Origin of the sequence: Gandjariella thermophila (assembly GCF_005405885.1) — a bacterium.
GTDB classification, from domain to species: domain Bacteria; phylum Actinomycetota; class Actinomycetes; order Mycobacteriales; family Pseudonocardiaceae; genus Gandjariella; species Gandjariella thermophila.
The window spans coordinates 24,017-39,024 of the sequence record NZ_BJFL01000022.1; the positions used below are offsets into that span (position 1 = coordinate 24,017).

General features: G+C 72.1%; 14 protein-coding genes. 7 read left to right on the forward strand and 7 right to left on the reverse strand.

The genetic code is table 11. The features are described from left to right. Positions 1-201: 201 nt before the first annotated feature. Positions 202-1,068, reverse strand: coding sequence for a hypothetical protein (locus FFT21_RS18990; RefSeq protein WP_137815315.1), 867 nt, complete (start codon positions 1,066-1,068; stop codon positions 202-204). Between the two features lie 266 nt (positions 1,069-1,334). Here FFT21_RS18990 and nicT point away from each other — a divergent pair, with 266 nt between their 5' ends. Next, positions 1,335-2,441 (forward strand): Nickel transporter NicT, encoded by a 1,107-nt coding sequence (gene nicT / locus FFT21_RS18995; RefSeq protein ID WP_137815256.1) that lies wholly within the window; start codon positions 1,335-1,337, stop codon positions 2,439-2,441. A gap of 3 nt (positions 2,442-2,444) precedes the next feature. Here the strand turns inward: nicT and FFT21_RS19000 are convergent, their stop codons facing one another. The 4 genes from FFT21_RS19000 to FFT21_RS19015 form a co-directional block, all read right to left on the reverse strand. Next, a complete protein-coding gene (locus FFT21_RS19000; protein WP_137815257.1) occupies positions 2,445-4,655 on the reverse strand; it encodes a phospholipase A2 in 2,211 nt (736 codons plus the stop codon). Between the two features lie 215 nt (positions 4,656-4,870). Continuing rightward, the gene (locus tag FFT21_RS30345) at positions 4,871-4,993 is read right to left on the reverse strand and encodes a twitching motility protein PilT (protein WP_192909633.1); all 123 of its coding nucleotides are present in this window, start codon (positions 4,991-4,993) and stop codon (positions 4,871-4,873) included. Between the two features lie 15 nt (positions 4,994-5,008). Continuing rightward, complete coding sequence (locus tag FFT21_RS19010) at positions 5,009-5,614, reverse strand: class I SAM-dependent methyltransferase (RefSeq protein ID WP_137815258.1); 606 nt, start codon at positions 5,612-5,614, stop codon at positions 5,009-5,011. Between the two features lie 70 nt (positions 5,615-5,684). After that, complete coding sequence (locus FFT21_RS19015) at positions 5,685-5,894, reverse strand: MHS family MFS transporter (protein ID WP_137815259.1); 210 nt, start codon at positions 5,892-5,894, stop codon at positions 5,685-5,687. Positions 5,895-5,947: 53 nt separating this feature from the next. On the opposite strand from FFT21_RS19015, the gene FFT21_RS19020 reads away from it, so the two are divergent. Further along, a complete protein-coding gene (locus FFT21_RS19020; RefSeq protein WP_137815260.1) occupies positions 5,948-6,454 on the forward strand; it encodes a hypothetical protein in 507 nt (168 codons plus the stop codon). A 225-nt stretch (positions 6,455-6,679) separates the two neighbouring features. Here the strand turns inward: FFT21_RS19020 and FFT21_RS19025 are convergent, their stop codons facing one another. Together FFT21_RS19025 and FFT21_RS19030 are read right to left on the reverse strand one after the other, a co-directional pair. Then, entirely contained in the window at positions 6,680-7,438 is a 759-nt protein-coding gene (locus FFT21_RS19025; RefSeq protein ID WP_225978553.1) for a class I SAM-dependent methyltransferase, read from the reverse strand. 545 nt (positions 7,439-7,983) lie between these two features. Further along, complete coding sequence (locus tag FFT21_RS19030; protein ID WP_137815261.1) at positions 7,984-8,622, reverse strand: SACE_7040 family transcriptional regulator; 639 nt, start codon at positions 8,620-8,622, stop codon at positions 7,984-7,986. 75 nt (positions 8,623-8,697) lie between these two features. Between FFT21_RS19030 and FFT21_RS19035 the strand changes: the two genes are divergently transcribed. From FFT21_RS19035 to FFT21_RS19055, 5 genes are all read left to right on the forward strand, one after another. Then, the gene (locus tag FFT21_RS19035) at positions 8,698-10,311 is read left to right on the forward strand and encodes a carboxyl transferase domain-containing protein (RefSeq protein ID WP_137815262.1); all 1,614 of its coding nucleotides are present in this window, start codon (positions 8,698-8,700) and stop codon (positions 10,309-10,311) included. Positions 10,312-10,316: 5 nt separating this feature from the next. After that, entirely contained in the window at positions 10,317-12,317 is a 2,001-nt protein-coding gene (locus FFT21_RS19040; protein ID WP_137815263.1) for an acetyl-CoA carboxylase biotin carboxylase subunit, read from the forward strand. A gap of 57 nt (positions 12,318-12,374) precedes the next feature. Beyond that, a complete protein-coding gene (locus tag FFT21_RS19045) occupies positions 12,375-13,538 on the forward strand; it encodes an acyl-CoA dehydrogenase family protein (protein WP_137815264.1) in 1,164 nt (387 codons plus the stop codon). Positions 13,539-13,722: 184 nt separating this feature from the next. Then, the gene (locus FFT21_RS19050) at positions 13,723-14,568 is read left to right on the forward strand and encodes a helix-turn-helix domain-containing protein (protein WP_225978554.1); all 846 of its coding nucleotides are present in this window, start codon (positions 13,723-13,725) and stop codon (positions 14,566-14,568) included. A gap of 2 nt (positions 14,569-14,570) precedes the next feature. Continuing rightward, the gene (locus tag FFT21_RS19055) at positions 14,571-14,741 is read left to right on the forward strand and encodes a DUF397 domain-containing protein (protein WP_137815266.1); all 171 of its coding nucleotides are present in this window, start codon (positions 14,571-14,573) and stop codon (positions 14,739-14,741) included. The last annotated feature ends 267 nt before the right edge of the window (positions 14,742-15,008 follow it).

Here is a 15,008-nt window from a genome sequence, read left to right on the forward strand (position 1 = left end):
CTTAGCAATAAAGATATCTTGCGCAAGAGGGTTCTACCGGGAGACGCGAGCGGCCCGGGAGATCCGGCCCCAGGGCTTGACCACCGCGAGCGCGGTGGCCACCAGCAGCAGCGTCGACCCCACGGAGAGCACGCCCGCCGCCGTAGCGAAGCCGCGCTCGAACTCGCCCCCGTGGGGTCGGCCGCGCTCCGCGGTAGCCCGTCACGACGTGCGGAACCGCCACGTCTTGCTGTCGATGACGACGCAGATGCCGGGGGACATGACGATCACCCGCAGCGTGCCGTCCCGCCCGTCGTAGTCGATGCCCTCCACCTCGAAGTCGCCCGAGCACGCGCTCTCCAGCGGCAACCGGCCCAGCGCGGTGACGTGCCCGGTCACGTCGCTCCCGCCGGGCGGGGCGGCGAGGTCGATCCGCAGCAGCGGCTTGGTGACGCCGAACAGCGACCCGTCCGGGTCGTCCGAGGAGCACAGCAGCCGGGTGGCCGAGACGAAGTCGCAGCCCTGCACGTCGCGCACCGGATGATCCAGCCGGATGGCGAACGCGTACGGCAGGTTCCTCGTCGGATCGGTGTCGGCGATGCCCGGGCTGGGATAGCCGAGCAGGCGGTCCATCGTGCCCCACTCACCGGAGACCAGCCAGCGGCCGTCCATGGACAGCGTGGCGAACGAGTTGTTCGGCGCCTCCCAGGACTCCAGCGCGTGTACGTACTCCGACCACGTGCCGTCCGGCGCCTGGACGCGGAACATCTTCGCCCCGTTGCCGTCGCTCTGGTACGGCTCCACGTAGAAGCCCAGCCGCGAACCCGGGTCGCCGACGTGGTTCCAGCCGCGGGCGGCGTCGTCGGCCGGGATCGTGCCCACCCCGGTGTAGCGGATGAAGCCACCGTCCGGCCGCACCACGGTGGCCAGCCCCTGGCTCTCGTCCAGCGGCCGTGCCCGATCGGATCCGATCGGCGTCCACGGTCCCACGGCGTTCGCCGCGAACGCGGTCGCCGGTAACACCGCGGCCGCCGCCACCGCCAGCACGCTCGCCACCGCGAGCCGGCTCCACCCTGCCCTGCGCCGCATGCCCGCCGATCGCGGGACATCGCGGGCCTGGCGGCCCGGGCGCGCGGCGTGTTCGTCGTGCCGGTTGCGGCGGGATGCGGTCATCGGCGACCTCCCGAGTGAACTCGTTCGGCGGCGGGTCCTGCCTACCGTGACGTCGATCACTCGGACAGGTCCGTTCGTCGGTTGACATCAACTCGGTGCGCGAGGGCGCCCGGGCACTGTTGCAAAAAAGTGGCAAGTGCCAGATCCTGTCTGTAGTCACCCGAACGCGTGGGAGGGCAGGCATGGCGGCGGAGGCAGGCACATCTCGCCGGGGCATCCGGCTGGGCCGGCGCGAGTGGGCGGGAGTCGGCGGCATGGCCGGCTTCGTCGCCCTGCTGCACGTGCTGGGCTGGGGAACGCTCGCGCTCGTCGTCGCGCCGCACCACTACGCGCTGGGCAGCGGCGGCGTGTTCGGCCTGGGCCTGGGGCTGGCCGCCTACACCCTGGGCATGCGGCACGCCTTCGACGCCGACCACATCGCGGCCATCGACAACACCACGCGGAAGCTGATGGCCGACGGCCGCCGCCCGCTGTCCACCGGGTTCTGGTTCTCCCTGGGGCACTCGACGATCGTGTTCGGGATGTGCGTGCTGCTCGGCGTCGGCGTGCGCGCGGTCGCCGGCGAGGCCACCGACGAGGCCTCGCCGCTGCACGAGGTCGGCGGGCTGATCGGCACCCTGGTCTCCGGGGTGTTCCTGCTGCTGATCGGGATCATCAACCTGGTCGTGCTGGCCGGGATCGTCCGGGTGTTCCGGCGGATGCGCCGCGGCGAGTTCGACGAGCGGGAACTGGAGCGCCGGCTCGACGAGCGGGGCTTCCTCAACCGGTTCCTGGGCGGGGTGACCAGGGCGATCCGCGCGCCGTGGCAGATGTACCCGCTGGGCATGCTGTTCGGGCTCGGCTTCGACACGTTCACCGAGATCTCGCTGCTGGTACTGGCCGGGGGCGCGGCCGCGGTGAACCTGCCCTGGTACGCGATCCTCACGCTGCCGGTGCTGTTCGCCGCCGGGATGAGCCTGCTCGACTCGATCGACGGCTGCTTCATGAACTTCGCCTACGGCTGGGCGTTCGCCAATCCGGTGCGCAAGGTGTTCTACAACATCACGGTGACGGCGCTGTCCGTGGCGGTCGCCCTGGTGATCGGCATGGTGGAACTGCTCGGGCTGGTCGCGGAGAAGCTGGACGTGCACCGTGGCCCGCTGGCGTGGCTCGCCGGCCTGGACCTCAACGCGGTCGGCTACGGCGTGGTCGGCCTGTTCGTGGTCACCTGGCTGGTCGCGCTCGCGGTGTACCGGCTGGCCCGGGTGGAGGAGCGCTGGTCCGCCGTGGAGCCGGCGGCGGAGACCTGACGATCAGTGGGCGACCCGCAGCGTGCGGGGACGGGCCGCGGCGGCCAGCGCCGCGACGGTGATCGTCGCGCCGTGCAGCAGCACGCCCGCCGTGCTGAACCCGGGCGCCAGCAGCGCGGGCAGGCAGGCTAGGGCGGTGAGCAGCCACGGCAGCCGGTTCCCGCTCGTGCCGACCCGCGCGGTGTGCACCAGGTACCAGCCGAGCAGCAGGTGCACCAGGTTCTGCAGCGGGTCCACCGGCAGCACCAGCAGCCAGCCCTCGCCGGGCACTCCGGCGAAGCCGGTGACCACGAAGCCGAGCACCCCCAGAGCGCCGTAGAGCACGCCGAGCGTGGCGGCCAGCCGGCCGCGGTAGGACTCCACCGGCGCCGGCCACGTGAACCGCCGCGGCCGCTCGAACCGCAGGAACGCGGCCAGCAGCGGGACGAGCAGCAGCACCAGGGCCACCAGCCAGCGGGGCTGGCCCAGCCAGGCCAGCGCCCGCCCCAGCCCCACCCGGGCGCTCAGCGCGCCCACCACGCCGGTGCCGACCAGCAGCCCGGCCAGGTAGCCGAGGTAGAGCGTCATCGGCGCGGACCGGATGAACGACACCGCATGCCACGGGCCGTGCCGGTCCAGCCAACCGGCGGCCCGGTCACGTAGCAGCACGGCCAGGCCGATCTGGCTGACCGCGAGCGCGAGCAGGCAGATCGTCGGTGGATTGCCGCCGCGGCCGGCCATCATCGTCGCCGAGTACCCGGCCACGATGATCAGCCAGGCCAACCCGAGCGCGCCGAGCGCGGCCGCCCCGCCGAGCACCGGTCCGGGCAGCCGCTGCAACACGCCGTCGGCGTAGAGGAACCCGCACTGCTGCAGCAGCAGGGCCAGCACCACGACGTTGACCGCGCCGAGCAGCCCCCAACCGGGCAGCGTCCGGAGCACGTCCAGCGCCGGCACGGCCACCGCCAGCACCGCCGGGGTGGCCAGCCTGGCGTGCCGGTGCAGCCAGGCCATCACCGGCGTGGCCGCGACCACGACCAGGTACACGCCGAGCGACCACAGCGGGTGCGCGATCAGCCGGCCGATCTCCTCCAGCCGCTCCCTGGGCACCCCGAGCACCTCCAGCGGCAGCGGCACCACCAGCCAGGCCAGCACGAACGCCAGCACCGGGCGGAGCAGCCAGGACGTCCGGCCGGCCAGGTAGCGGCCGAAGCCGCCGGCCCGTTCCCGCACCGCCCGCCAGCCGGCCAGGTTGGCCTGGCCACCGGCGAAGAAGAACACCGGCACGGCCTGCAACACCCAGGTCAGCCAGGCGAGTCGGGCGGTGTCCACGCCCGCCCAGTGCGCCACGGTGGACAGCGACTCGCCGAGCACCGGCAGCGCCAACCCGACCAGCCGGAGGAAGGTCAGGTAGCGGTCCGGCCGCACCGCTACCGGCGCCGCCCTGGCCGCCCGCCGCCGCACCCGCTTCGGCGGTGCCCGCTCCGCGTTCTCCGTGCCGGCCAGGCCCGGCGCGGATCGGCGGGACGGCCGCCCGCCGGGCAGCCGGGCCAGCAGCAGCGCGGCCACCGCGGCGAAGCCCACCACCCAGGCCCAGACCGGTTCCAGGTTGGGCGGGCCCCAGCGCTGCCGCCAGGAGTTGAACTCCGCACCCGCCGCGTATACGTCCGCGACCACGTGGCACTCCCGCGCCGAGCCGCGCGGGTTGGCCTCGCACTGGGCGTGCATGTCCCGCGCCAGCCGGGCGTCCAGCGCCCTGCGGGTGTCCTGGCCGAGCGGCTGACCCTTGCGTTCCTCGTAGCGCAGCAGGTCGTAGCCGAGGTCGTGGGCCTTGCAGGCGATGCCGAAGTCCCACGGCGTGTTGTCCTCGCCCCACGGCGCCGAGCAGCCGCCGGCTGGGTTCACGGTGCGCAGTAATCCGTCCGGGGTGCGCACGGTCACCGGCGCCGGCGCCCCGGTCGTCGCGGTGAAGTCGGCCGGAATGTCCGGGCGCGCGTCGCGTGTCGCGCTCGGCTGGACCAGGTCGTCCACCGCGTGCGCGGCCTGCGCCGGCTCACCCGAGGTCGGCTGCGCCGCCGCCGGCGGCACGGGCCGGGACACCAGCACGCCGCAGACGAAGACGATCAGCGCGATCACCAGCACGCGGAAGTGCTTCGGTAGCCGACACAGCGCCGCCAGCCCCGGCCAGCTTCCCGGCGCCACCGCCTCGACCCGTGTGTCCGCTCCCGCGCTCATTGGCCGGTCAGGTTACGAAATCGCATCGGTGATCGTCGCGGCACCCCGTCTTTCGTGCGAGTCGGGGCCCCGACCCGCCCAGTCCTCGACGCCCGCGGGCCATCGCCTCGTCGCGCGGCTTGCCGCTGTACACGCGGAACCCCAGCGACTTCAAGGGACTGGCGGGAATGCTCAGGGTTGTCGCGGTGTGACTCGGGAACCCGCGCCCCGCGACCTCAGTTCTCGCTGGTATCCGCGGTCGCCATGCCGAACGCGGCACGTGCGGTCAGCAGCTTTCGGCCACCGCTGACGACGACCAGTTCCTCGTCGGTCACCTCCTCGGCGGACGCGCAGCTCACCGGCCGTCGCCCGCATCATGCTGGGCGTAGGAGGGCAACGAGGAAGCTCGAGTCGTCGGTGAACGGACGCAGGTCCCACGTGGACAGCAGCAGATCGGGCTCGAGAGCGGCGGCTGCCGCGTCCTCGAAGAACTCACTGAACTCGTAGCCGCGGCCGGCGCCGAAGCCGATCGCGGCTCGGCCGCCCGGCGCGAGGTGCGCGCGGAGGCGCTTCAGCACCTCACCGCGGGTGCTTGGCGCCAGGAAGGTCATCACGTGCCCGACGCAGACGATGGCGTCGAACGGTGCGGTGATGCCCTGTGCGGGCAGGTCGAGTTCGGCGAGGTCGCCCACGATCCACAGCGGGCCGGGATGGTCGTGCTCAGCAGCCTCGATCAGCTTCGGGTCGACATCGACGCCGACGACGTCGTGGCCGGCATCGGCCAACGCGCCACCGACCCGGCCGGGTCCGCAGCCGGCGTCGAGGATGCGGGCGTGGCGGGGCACCATGGCGTCCACCAGGCGGGCTTCCCCGGCGAGGTCCTCACCGGCGCGAGCCATCGAGCGGAAGCGCTCGATATACCAGGTGGAGTGACCGGGGTCAGCGGTGACCTTCTGCATCCAGATGCTCTGCTCGGCCATGTCCGCCATTCTCCCGGAGCAGAGTGGGCGGTTGCGGTGCCGTGGTGGCCACGAGAGAACGTTGCCGGGCCTACGCCCAGGAGGTCTGGTGCAGATCCCGGCGGAACGTCTCGCGGATCCCGAGCACCGCGACGAAGGTGACCGCCGACATCGCCACGATGTACAGCGACACCGGCCAGGCGGACCCGGTCGCGGCCAGCAGCGCGGTCATCACGAACGGGGCGAAACCGCCAAACACCGCGGCGATCTGGTAGCCAAGCGAGGCCCCGGAGTAACGCACGTCGGCCCGAACATCTCCGCGTACCTCGCGGCCAGCGGCCCGTACATGGTGGCGTGGATGGTGAACGCGGTGACGAGGGCCAGCAGCACCACCGCTACCGCGCCGGTGTTCTCGCCGACGCCGAACTGCCCGCCGGCGCGATGCTGGAACAGCTCACCGGGCTGATCGACAAGTCGGTGCTCGGCCGGGATGCCGGAGGCGTCGTGGCCCGCTACCGCATGCTGGAGACGGTGCGGCAGTACGGCGGCGAACGACTGCGCGGCCGCGGGGAGACAGCCGCCCTGCGCCGCCGCCACGGTGACCACTACCTGCGACTCGCCGAGTGGGCCGACCGGGCTGCGCCTGGCCGGGACGCTGTGGTTCTTCTGGATCGCCTGCGGGAACCTGCCCGAGTGGAGGTACTGGCTCGACCGCGCGCTCGCGGCTGGCACCGCATCCAGCCCGGAGCGGGCCACCACGCTGTGGGTCAACGGGTGGGTGGCCGCGCTGCAGGGCGACAACGCGGCGGCCGACACCCTCCCTGCTGGCGCAGTGCCGGGGCTGGCGCGCCGGCTCGGTGACGACATCGCGTTGGCGTACGCCGTGCAACACGAGGGTCAGGCCGCCTGGCTGCGCGGCAACCTGCCACGCGCGGCGGCGTCGGCGGCAAGCTCGGGTTCAACTCCCGTACACAGATCGCGAGCTGGATCGCGGCGCGGCGGGCCGCACAGGCGTGGCGGCCGGCTCACGAGTAGGGACGTACGCCTCCGGTCCCAGGTACTGGGCCCTACCAGCCGCCGGGCTGGTCAGATACGCCGGCCGAGCAGGAACACGAAGCGGTCGTTGAACGTCAACTGCTGTTCGCCGCGGTGGTCGCGGCGCATCTGTTCCAGCCCGGCGGCCAGTTCGGCGTCGGAAAAGGTGTCCAGCACTGACATCCAACGTCGACGCACGAGCTCTCGGTAATAGGCGGCGTCTACCCGGACGGTGAACTGGTGTCGTGTTTCCTCGACCGATAGCCCCGCGTTGCGCATCGCCGTCGCGATCGCCTCAGGGTGGGGTTGGCGGCTGGCGAAACGTTGGAGTGCGGCGTCGAAAAGCGGATACTCGAGGTTCCGCGGCAAGGTGATGACGAGCAGCCGACCCTCGGGGGCGAGCCGGTCGGCAAGTCCTCGCACGGTAGCCGGAATATCGGGAACGTGGTGGACGACTTCCTTCAGCAGGATGGCGTCGAATTTTTCGTAGGGCAGTTGTAGGGAGCCGTTGGCAAGATCTTCCGCGTTGGCGTGTACGGGCTGAAGCCGCGGGTCCGGTGGAAGCTGGGCGAGCATCGCCTCGCACGGGTCGAGGCACAGAATCGGCGTGGTGGCGGACGTGCGCGCCGCCAGGCTGCGGAGAAACAGCCCCGTGCCCGCACCGATGTCGGCAACGCGATCACCGGGCGTCACCGCGAGGTGTTGGGCGATCTGGTGGTTCATCCATTGGACGTACGCCGGAGAGTGGGCCCAGTTGTCGTCGTAGTGGCACGCGATACGCTGATAATGATCTGCCGACTGGCCATACACGGGATCAGTCTCCCTCCCAACTGCTGCCGGCGGCGCCCTCGCCGTGTTTTCGGCGTGCCTCGGACAGACGCTGAGGCACACTGCTCCGACACCGTGCTGCGGCGGAGATCCGCGCAGGACCCTCCCCAAGCTACTGACACAGGTCCACCGTGGTGTGACTCCGCGGAATCGACCGTTGCTTTCCCGGCGGTCCAGGGCAGCCAGTTGCGCCAGTACCCACGACGACCGTGGCCGCGGGTGCGTCACGCCGCCGTCACCACCCGCGGTGCGCCGGGCGGCAGGGTACGGGATCGGCCCAGCCTGTCGGCTGTGGCTGTTCCGGCCTGGGCGGTCAGGGCTCGGGCTGCTGGATGCTGTCCTGGGTGCTGCCGCCCAGGAGGCCCCGGCAGGGCTAGACCGGACGGGACGAAGGGACGGGGGCCGTTGGCCCGCCCGGAGCGGGCCCTTTGGCATTCCTTCGTCCCCTTGGCCGCGGATCGAGGGTGAACCGTGTGCCCCGGGTCGGCGGACCGCGTGTGGTTGCCGCCGCGGGGCATCCCTCCGGGTCAACCCGTGGCGAGGTCGGTGTCGTCGGCGAGGCGGGCCGAGGGGAGATCGGGGGCGGCGATGGCGGCGACGGCCATCCGGTAGAGCAGCGCGGCCATCTGGTCACGGTCCAGGTGGCGGCTGTGCGGCGTGGAGTTGATCAGCCCGAAGACGGCGTGCGCGGCGGCGCGGGCGGTGGGCTCGTCCAGGTCGGGGTGCACCTTGCGGATAGCCTCCACCCAGACCTCCACGTAGCGGCGCTGCAGGCCGCGTACCCGCCGCTGGTCCGGCTCGGTGAGGTTGGCCAGGTTGCGGGCCTGCACGCTGATCAGCGACGGGTTGTCCAGCGCGAAGTCGACGTGGAAGCGGACCAGCCGGTGCAGCGCCGCCTCCGCGTCGCCAGCCGCGGCCTCGACGGTCCGCTGCCCGGCCTCGAGCAGGTGCTCGCTCACCGAGGTCAGCATCTCGCTGAGCATCGCGTCCTTGTTGCGGAAGTGCCGGTACAGCGCCGGCCCGGAGACGCCGACCGCGGCGCCGATCTCGTCGATGCCCACCCCGTGGAAGCCGTGCCGGGCGAACAGTCCCGCCGCCGCGTTGAGGATCTGGTCGCGGCGGTGCGGCTTCGCCGCCGGGGGACCACCGGCTGAGGTGAACGGCACGGGGCCATCCTAGACGGGCGAGGTTAGCCGGCGCTAACATCGGGTGTGTTAACGAGCGCTAACCCAGGGGTGCTGATGGACGTACCGGTCCTGCGCAGCCACGCCGACCCGACCAGCGAGGCGTTCCTGCGCAACAGCAAGGAGCACGCCGCCCTGGTCGACGAGTTGCGGGCCCGGCTGGCCGAGGTGCGGCCGGGTGGCCCGGAGAAGGCCAGGCGGCGGCACGTCGAGCGGGGCAAGCTGCTGCCCCGGGAGCGGGTGGACGCGCTGGTCGACCCGGGGTCGCCGTTCCTGGAGCTGTCCCCGCTGGCGGCGAACGGGATGTACGACGACGAGGCGCCCGCGGCCGGGATCATCACCGGGGTCGGCCGGATCGCCGGCCGCGAGTGCGTGGTGGTGGCCAACGACGCCACGGTCAAGGGCGGCACCTACTACCCGATCACGGTGAAGAAGCACCTCCGCGCGCAGGAGGTGGCCCTGCACAACCACCTGCCGTGCGTCTACCTGGTGGACTCCGGCGGTGCCTTCCTGCCCCGGCAGGACGAGGTGTTCCCGGACCGCGAGCACTTCGGCCGGATCTTCTACAACCAGGCCACCATGTCGGCGCGCGGCATCCCGCAGATCGCCGCGGTGCTCGGCTCGTGCACCGCGGGTGGCGCGTACGTGCCGGCGATGAGCGACGAGGCGGTCATCGTGCGCGGCCAGGGAACCATCTTCCTGGGCGGCCCGCCGCTGGTGAAGGCGGCCACCGGCGAGGTGGTCACCGCGGAGGAACTGGGCGGGGGAGAGCTGCACGCGAAGACCTCCGGGGTCACCGACCACCTCGCCGAGGACGACGCGCACGCGCTGCAGATCGTCCGCTCCATCGTCAGCACGCTCGGCCCGCGCGTGGAAAAGCCATGGCAGGTTGGGCCCACCGAGGAGCCGGTGGTCGACCCGGACGAGCTGTACGGCGTCGTGCCCACCGACTCGCGCACCCCGTACGACGTGCGCGAGGTGATCGCCCGGATCACCGACGGCAGCCGGTTCGGCGAGTTCAAGCGGGAGTACGGCACCACGCTGGTCACCGGCTTCGCCCGGATCCACGGCCACCCGGTCGGCATCGTGGCCAACAACGGCATCCTGTTCGGCGAGTCGGCGCTCAAGGGCGCGCACTTCATCCAGCTCTGCGACCAGCGCTCCATCCCGCTGGTGTTCCTGCAGAACATCAGCGGCTTCATGGTCGGGCGGGAGTACGAGGCCGGCGGCATCGCCAAGCACGGCGCCAAGATGGTCACCGCGGTGGCCTGCGCACGGGTGCCCAAGTTCACCGTGATCATCGGCGGCTCGTTCGGTGCCGGCAACTACTCGATGTGCGGCCGCGCGTACTCGCCCCGGTTTCTGTGGATGTGGCCGAACGCACGGATCTCGGTGATGGGCGGCGAGCAGGCCGCCTCGGTGCTGGCCACGGTCCGCCGGGACGCGTTCGAGGCGCGCGGCGAGGAGTGGTCCGCCGAGGACGAGGAGGCGTTCAAGCAGCCGATCCGGGACCAGTACGAGCGGCAGGGCAACCCGTACTACTCCACCGCGCGGCTGTGGGACGACGGCGTGATCGACCCGAAGGACACCCGCACCGTGCTCGGCCTGGCGCTGTCCGCCGCCGCCAACGCCCCGATCGAACCCGTCCACTACGGCGTTTTCCGGATGTGAGAGGCATGTTCGACACCGTGCTCGTGGCGAACCGGGGCGAGATCGCGGTTCGCGTGATCCGCACCCTGCGCCGGATGGGTATCCGCTCGGTCGCCGTCTACAGCGATGCCGATGCCGGCGGCCGGCACGTGCGCGAGGCCGACGTGGCGGTGCGGATCGGTCCGGCCGCGGCGGCGGAGAGCTACCTGTCGGCCGAGCGCATCCTGGACGCGGCCCGGCGCACCGGCGCGGCAGCGGTGCACCCCGGGTACGGCTTCCTCGCCGAGAACGCCGCGTTCGCCACCGCCTGCGCGGCCGAGGGGCTGGTGTTCGTCGGCCCGCCGGCCGCCGCGATCGAGGCGATGGGCGACAAGATCCGGGCTAAGCAGACGGTGACCGCGGCCGGGGTGCCGGTGGTGCCGGGCCGCACCGAGCCGGGCATGACCGACGACGACCTCGTCGCCGCAGCCGGGGAGATCGGCTACCCGGTGCTGCTCAAGCCGTCCGCCGGGGGCGGCGGCAAGGGCATGCGGCTGGTGCACGCGAAGGACGAGCTGCTGGACGCGATCGAGTCGGCCCGCCGCGAGGCGCGGGGCGCGTTCGGCGACGGCACGCTGCTGGTCGAGCGGTTCGTCACCGACCCGAGGCACATCGAGATCCAGGTGCTGGCCGACGCGCACGGCAACGTGGTGCACCTCGGCGAGCGCGAGTGCAGTCTGCAGCGCCGGCACCAGAAGATCGTCGAGGAGGCGCCGTCCCCGCTGCTCGACCCGGCCACCCGGCACCGGATGGGCCAGGCCGCGGTGGACGCCGCCAAGGCGGTCGGCTACGTCGGTGCCGGCACCGTCGAGTTCGTCGTGCCCGGCCACGACCCGGCCGAGTTCTTCTTCATGGAGATGAACACCCGGCTGCAGGTCGAGCACCCGGTCACCGAACTGGTCACCGGGCTGGACCTGGTGGAGTGGCAGATCCGGGTGGCAGCCGGCGAGCGGCTCGGCTTCGCCCAGGAGGACGTGCGGCTCGACGGGCACGCCGTGGAGGCCCGGATCTACGCCGAGGACCCGACCCGCGGGTTCCTGCCCACCGGCGGCCGGGTGCTCGCCCTGCGCGAGCCCGAGGACCTCGTCAGGGTGGATTCCGGGCTGGTCGAGGGCGCGGTGGTGACCAGCGACTACGACCCGATGCTGGCCAAGTACGTGGCGCACGCCGGCAGCCGGGAGGACGCGCTGCGGCTGCTGCGCGCCGGCCTCGGCGGCGCGGTGATGCTCGGCGTGGTCACCAACGTGCCGTTCCTGCGCGCCCTGCTGTCCGATGTGGACGTGGTCGCCGGCCGGCTGGACACCGGGCTGGTCGAGCGCCGCCTCGCCGACCTGGTCACCACGGACGTGCCGGAGCACGTGCTGGCCGCCGCCGGCCTGGAACGCCTGGCCGCGCTGGAACCCGCTGGCGGCGTGGTGGACCCGTGGGATGTGCCCGGCGGCTGGCGGATCGGCGAACCCGCGTGGGCGACCTGGCGGATCGAGGTGGCCGGCCGGGACGCCGTCGAGGTGCGGGTACGCGGCCGGGCCTGCGCCGCCGAGGTGGCCGTCGGCGGCGGCGAACCGGTGCCCGCCCGGGTCGAACGGCACGGCACCGACCTCTTGGTCGACCTCGCCGGCCGGGTGCGGCGCTACGCCATGGCCCGGGACGGCCAGGTGCTCTGGCTCGGCGCGGGCGGCCGGGTGTGGGCGCTCACCGAGACCGGGCGGCTGGCCGCGGCCCGGCACGAGACGGCCGCCTCGGCCGGGCCGGTGACCAGCCCGATGCCCGGCACCGTCCTGGTGGTTCGGGTCGCCCGCGGTGAGCGGGTCCGCGCCGGCCAGCCGATGCTGGTGGTGGAGGCGATGAAGATGGAGCACACCCTGGTCGCCCCGATCGACGGCGTCGTCGCCGAACTGGACGTGCGCGCCGGTACCCAGGTCGCCCTGGACCAGCGGCTCGCCCTCGTCCTTCCCGAGGAAACCCAGGCCACCCCCGACCGGGGATAGGCGCGACACCGGGCGGCGCGAGAACCCGCGAGCCGCCCCAGCCGAACAGGAGTCACCATGCTCGACTATCGCCTCGACGAGGAATACGAAGCGCTACGCAAGACGGTCCGGGAGTTCGCCCGCGCCGAGGTCGCGCCGGTCATCGGCGATTTCTACGAGCGCGAGGAGTTCCCCTACGAACTGGTCCGGAAGATGGGCGCGATGGGGCTGTTCGGCCTACCGTTTCCGGAGGAATACGGCGGCATGGGCGGCGATTACTTCGCGCTCTGCCTCGCGCTTGAGGAGTTGGCGAGGGTGGACTCCTCGGTGGCGATCACCCTGGAGGCCGGGGTGTCGCTGGGAAGCATGCCGATCTACCGGTTCGGCACGGCTGAGCAGAAGCGGCGCTGGCTGCCGGAACTGTGCCGGGGCGAGGCGCTCGGCGCGTTCGGCCTCACCGAACCGGGCGGCGGGTCGGACGCCGGCGCGCTGCGCACCACGGCCCGGCTGGACGGCGACGACTGGGTGCTGCGCGGCAGCAAGGCGTTCATCACCAACTCCGGCACGGACATCACCGCGCTGGTCACCGTCGCCGCGGTGACCGGGACGACGGCGGACGGCGGCAAGGAGATCTCCGCGATCATCGTGCCCAGCGGCACGCCGGGCTTCACCGTGGCCGGCAGGTACTCCAAGGTCGGCTGGAACGCCTCGGACACCCACGAGCTGTCCTTTGTGGACTGCCGGGTGCCGGCGGAGAACCTGCTCGGGGCGCGCGGCCGCGGCTACGCGCAGTTCCTGCAGACCCTGGACGAGGGGCGGGTGGCCATCGCCGCGATCGGCGTCGGCCTGGCCCAGGGCTGCGTCGACGAGTGCCTGCGCTACGTCGCCGAGCGGGAGGCGTTCGGTCGCAAGATCGGTATGTACCAGGCGATCCAGTTCAAGATCGCGGACATGGAGGCGCGGGCGCACACCGCCCGGCTGGCCTACTACCACGCGGCCGCGCGGATGCTGCGCGGCGAGTCCTTCAAGAAGGAGGCGGCCATCGCCAAGCTGACCTCCTCCGAGGCGGCGATGGCGAACGCCAGGGAGGCCACCCAGATCTTCGGCGGCTACGGGTTCATGAACGAGTTCCCGGTCGGCCGGTTCTACCGGGACGCCAAGATCCTGGAGATCGGCGAGGGCACCAGCGAGGTGCAGCGCATGCTGATCGCCCGCGAGCTGGGGCTGCCCCGGTCCGCATGACCCTCGGCACCGTGTGGCCGCGTCTGCCCTGGTCGCCCACCTCCTTCCGGTAGGGTTCCTGCTCGGTCGTGGTCGGTTCGATCTCTCCGTGGGAGTTCGTAGGTGTTGGCGTGAACGCGACGCACTACTCCGCCCGGGCGAGACATCGGGCTCCGGGCGGGAGCGGAGAGGGAGGATGACCACCATGACCTCGCCACGGGCACGGGCGCTGTCGGCGGCGTTACGCGAGGTACGCAAGGCGTCCGGGGTCGGGCTGCGCGAACTCGGCCGCATGCTGCGTATCTCGCCCACGGACATCTCGCACTGGGAGTCCGGTGCCCGGGTTCCGCGACTGGAGACCGTGGCCCTGATTCTGGGGGTCCTCCGCGCGTCCCCGGAGGAGCGGGAGCACATCCTCAACCTGGCGCGCGGGGCGCGGGAACGGACGTGGCTCACCGTTGGCGAGGACGGCATTCCGGCGCAGATGGCCGGCGTGGTCGAGTGCGAGCGGCAGGCGTCCGCCATCGCCGCGTGGGAACCCAACTACGTTCCCGGGCTGCTGCAGACCAGCGACTACACCCGCACGATCATGTCCGCGGGTGACCGGCTCGGCGCGGACGACGTGGCGCTGCGCACGATGATCCACAGCAGCCGCTGCGAGGTCATCACGCGTCGAGACGCCCCGGTTCCGCTGCACGCGCTGATCGGCGAGACGGGGCTGACCGAACCCATCGGCCCGCCGGACGTGATGGCCGGGCAACTGCGGCACCTCGCGGCCATGGCCGGGCGGCCCAACGTCGAGCTGCGGGTGGTGCCGCGCCGGGTGGGCTGGCATCCCGGGCTGATGGGGCCGTTCACCCTGTTCGACTTCGCGGACGCGCCCACGGTGCTCTACCTGGAACACCACTCGTCGGGCGCGTTCATCACCACCGAGCACGACGTGTCCGCGTACCGCCGGGTGGTGGACTGGCTGCGGGAGCTGGCCTGGAGCCCGGAGGAGTCCTCGGCGTTCATCGCCGACCTGGCGGGAGAGCCCACGAAGAGGGAGTGACCATGAGTACGTGGCGGAAGTCCACCCGGTCCGGGCAGAACGGCGGGTGTGTCGAGCTGGCCGGCACGCTGGACGCGGTGCGGGACTCCAAGAACCCGCACGGCCCGGTGCTGCGCGGCGTGGACGTGCGCAGCCTGGTGCGCGCGGCGAAGGCTGGCGACCTCGACCGGTGAGGCGGCCGGTGCGGGTGGGCCAGGTGGAGTAGTCCCGCTCTTGGATCCACTGTGGACGGTTGGGGAGCTGGACGGGTGACGTGCCGACGACGGCTGTCCGGCTGCCCGCGTACCCGCCAATACCGGACAAAACGGGACCACGGATGCTACGGATAGTAGTTTCCCCAGGTCCGGAAATAGTTACGGTTAAATAACGGGCGCGGCCGTCCCGGGACGGCCGCGCCAATTCAGTTAATCGCGACGAGTTGGTAATCGAATCCCATTACG

Excerpts from the sequence above, each read along its gene's own strand:
- FFT21_RS18990 (WP_137815315.1), bottom strand. The coding sequence starts at position 1,068 with ATGCGGCGCAGGGCAGGGTGGAGCCGGCTCGCGGTGGCGAGCGTGCTG.
- nicT (WP_137815256.1), top strand. The coding sequence starts at position 1,335 with ATGGCGGCGGAGGCAGGCACATCTCGCCGGGGCATCCGGCTGGGCCGG.
- FFT21_RS19000 (WP_137815257.1), bottom strand. The coding sequence starts at position 4,655 with ATGAGCGCGGGAGCGGACACACGGGTCGAGGCGGTGGCGCCGGGAAGC.
- FFT21_RS19010 (WP_137815258.1), bottom strand. The coding sequence starts at position 5,614 with ATGGCCGAGCAGAGCATCTGGATGCAGAAGGTCACCGCTGACCCCGGT.
- FFT21_RS19035 (WP_137815262.1), top strand. The coding sequence starts at position 8,698 with ATGGACGTACCGGTCCTGCGCAGCCACGCCGACCCGACCAGCGAGGCG.
- FFT21_RS19040 (WP_137815263.1), top strand. The coding sequence starts at position 10,317 with ATGTTCGACACCGTGCTCGTGGCGAACCGGGGCGAGATCGCGGTTCGC.
- FFT21_RS19045 (WP_137815264.1), top strand. The coding sequence starts at position 12,375 with ATGCTCGACTATCGCCTCGACGAGGAATACGAAGCGCTACGCAAGACG.
- FFT21_RS19050 (WP_225978554.1), top strand. The coding sequence starts at position 13,723 with ATGACCTCGCCACGGGCACGGGCGCTGTCGGCGGCGTTACGCGAGGTA.
- FFT21_RS19055 (WP_137815266.1), top strand. The coding sequence starts at position 14,571 with ATGAGTACGTGGCGGAAGTCCACCCGGTCCGGGCAGAACGGCGGGTGT.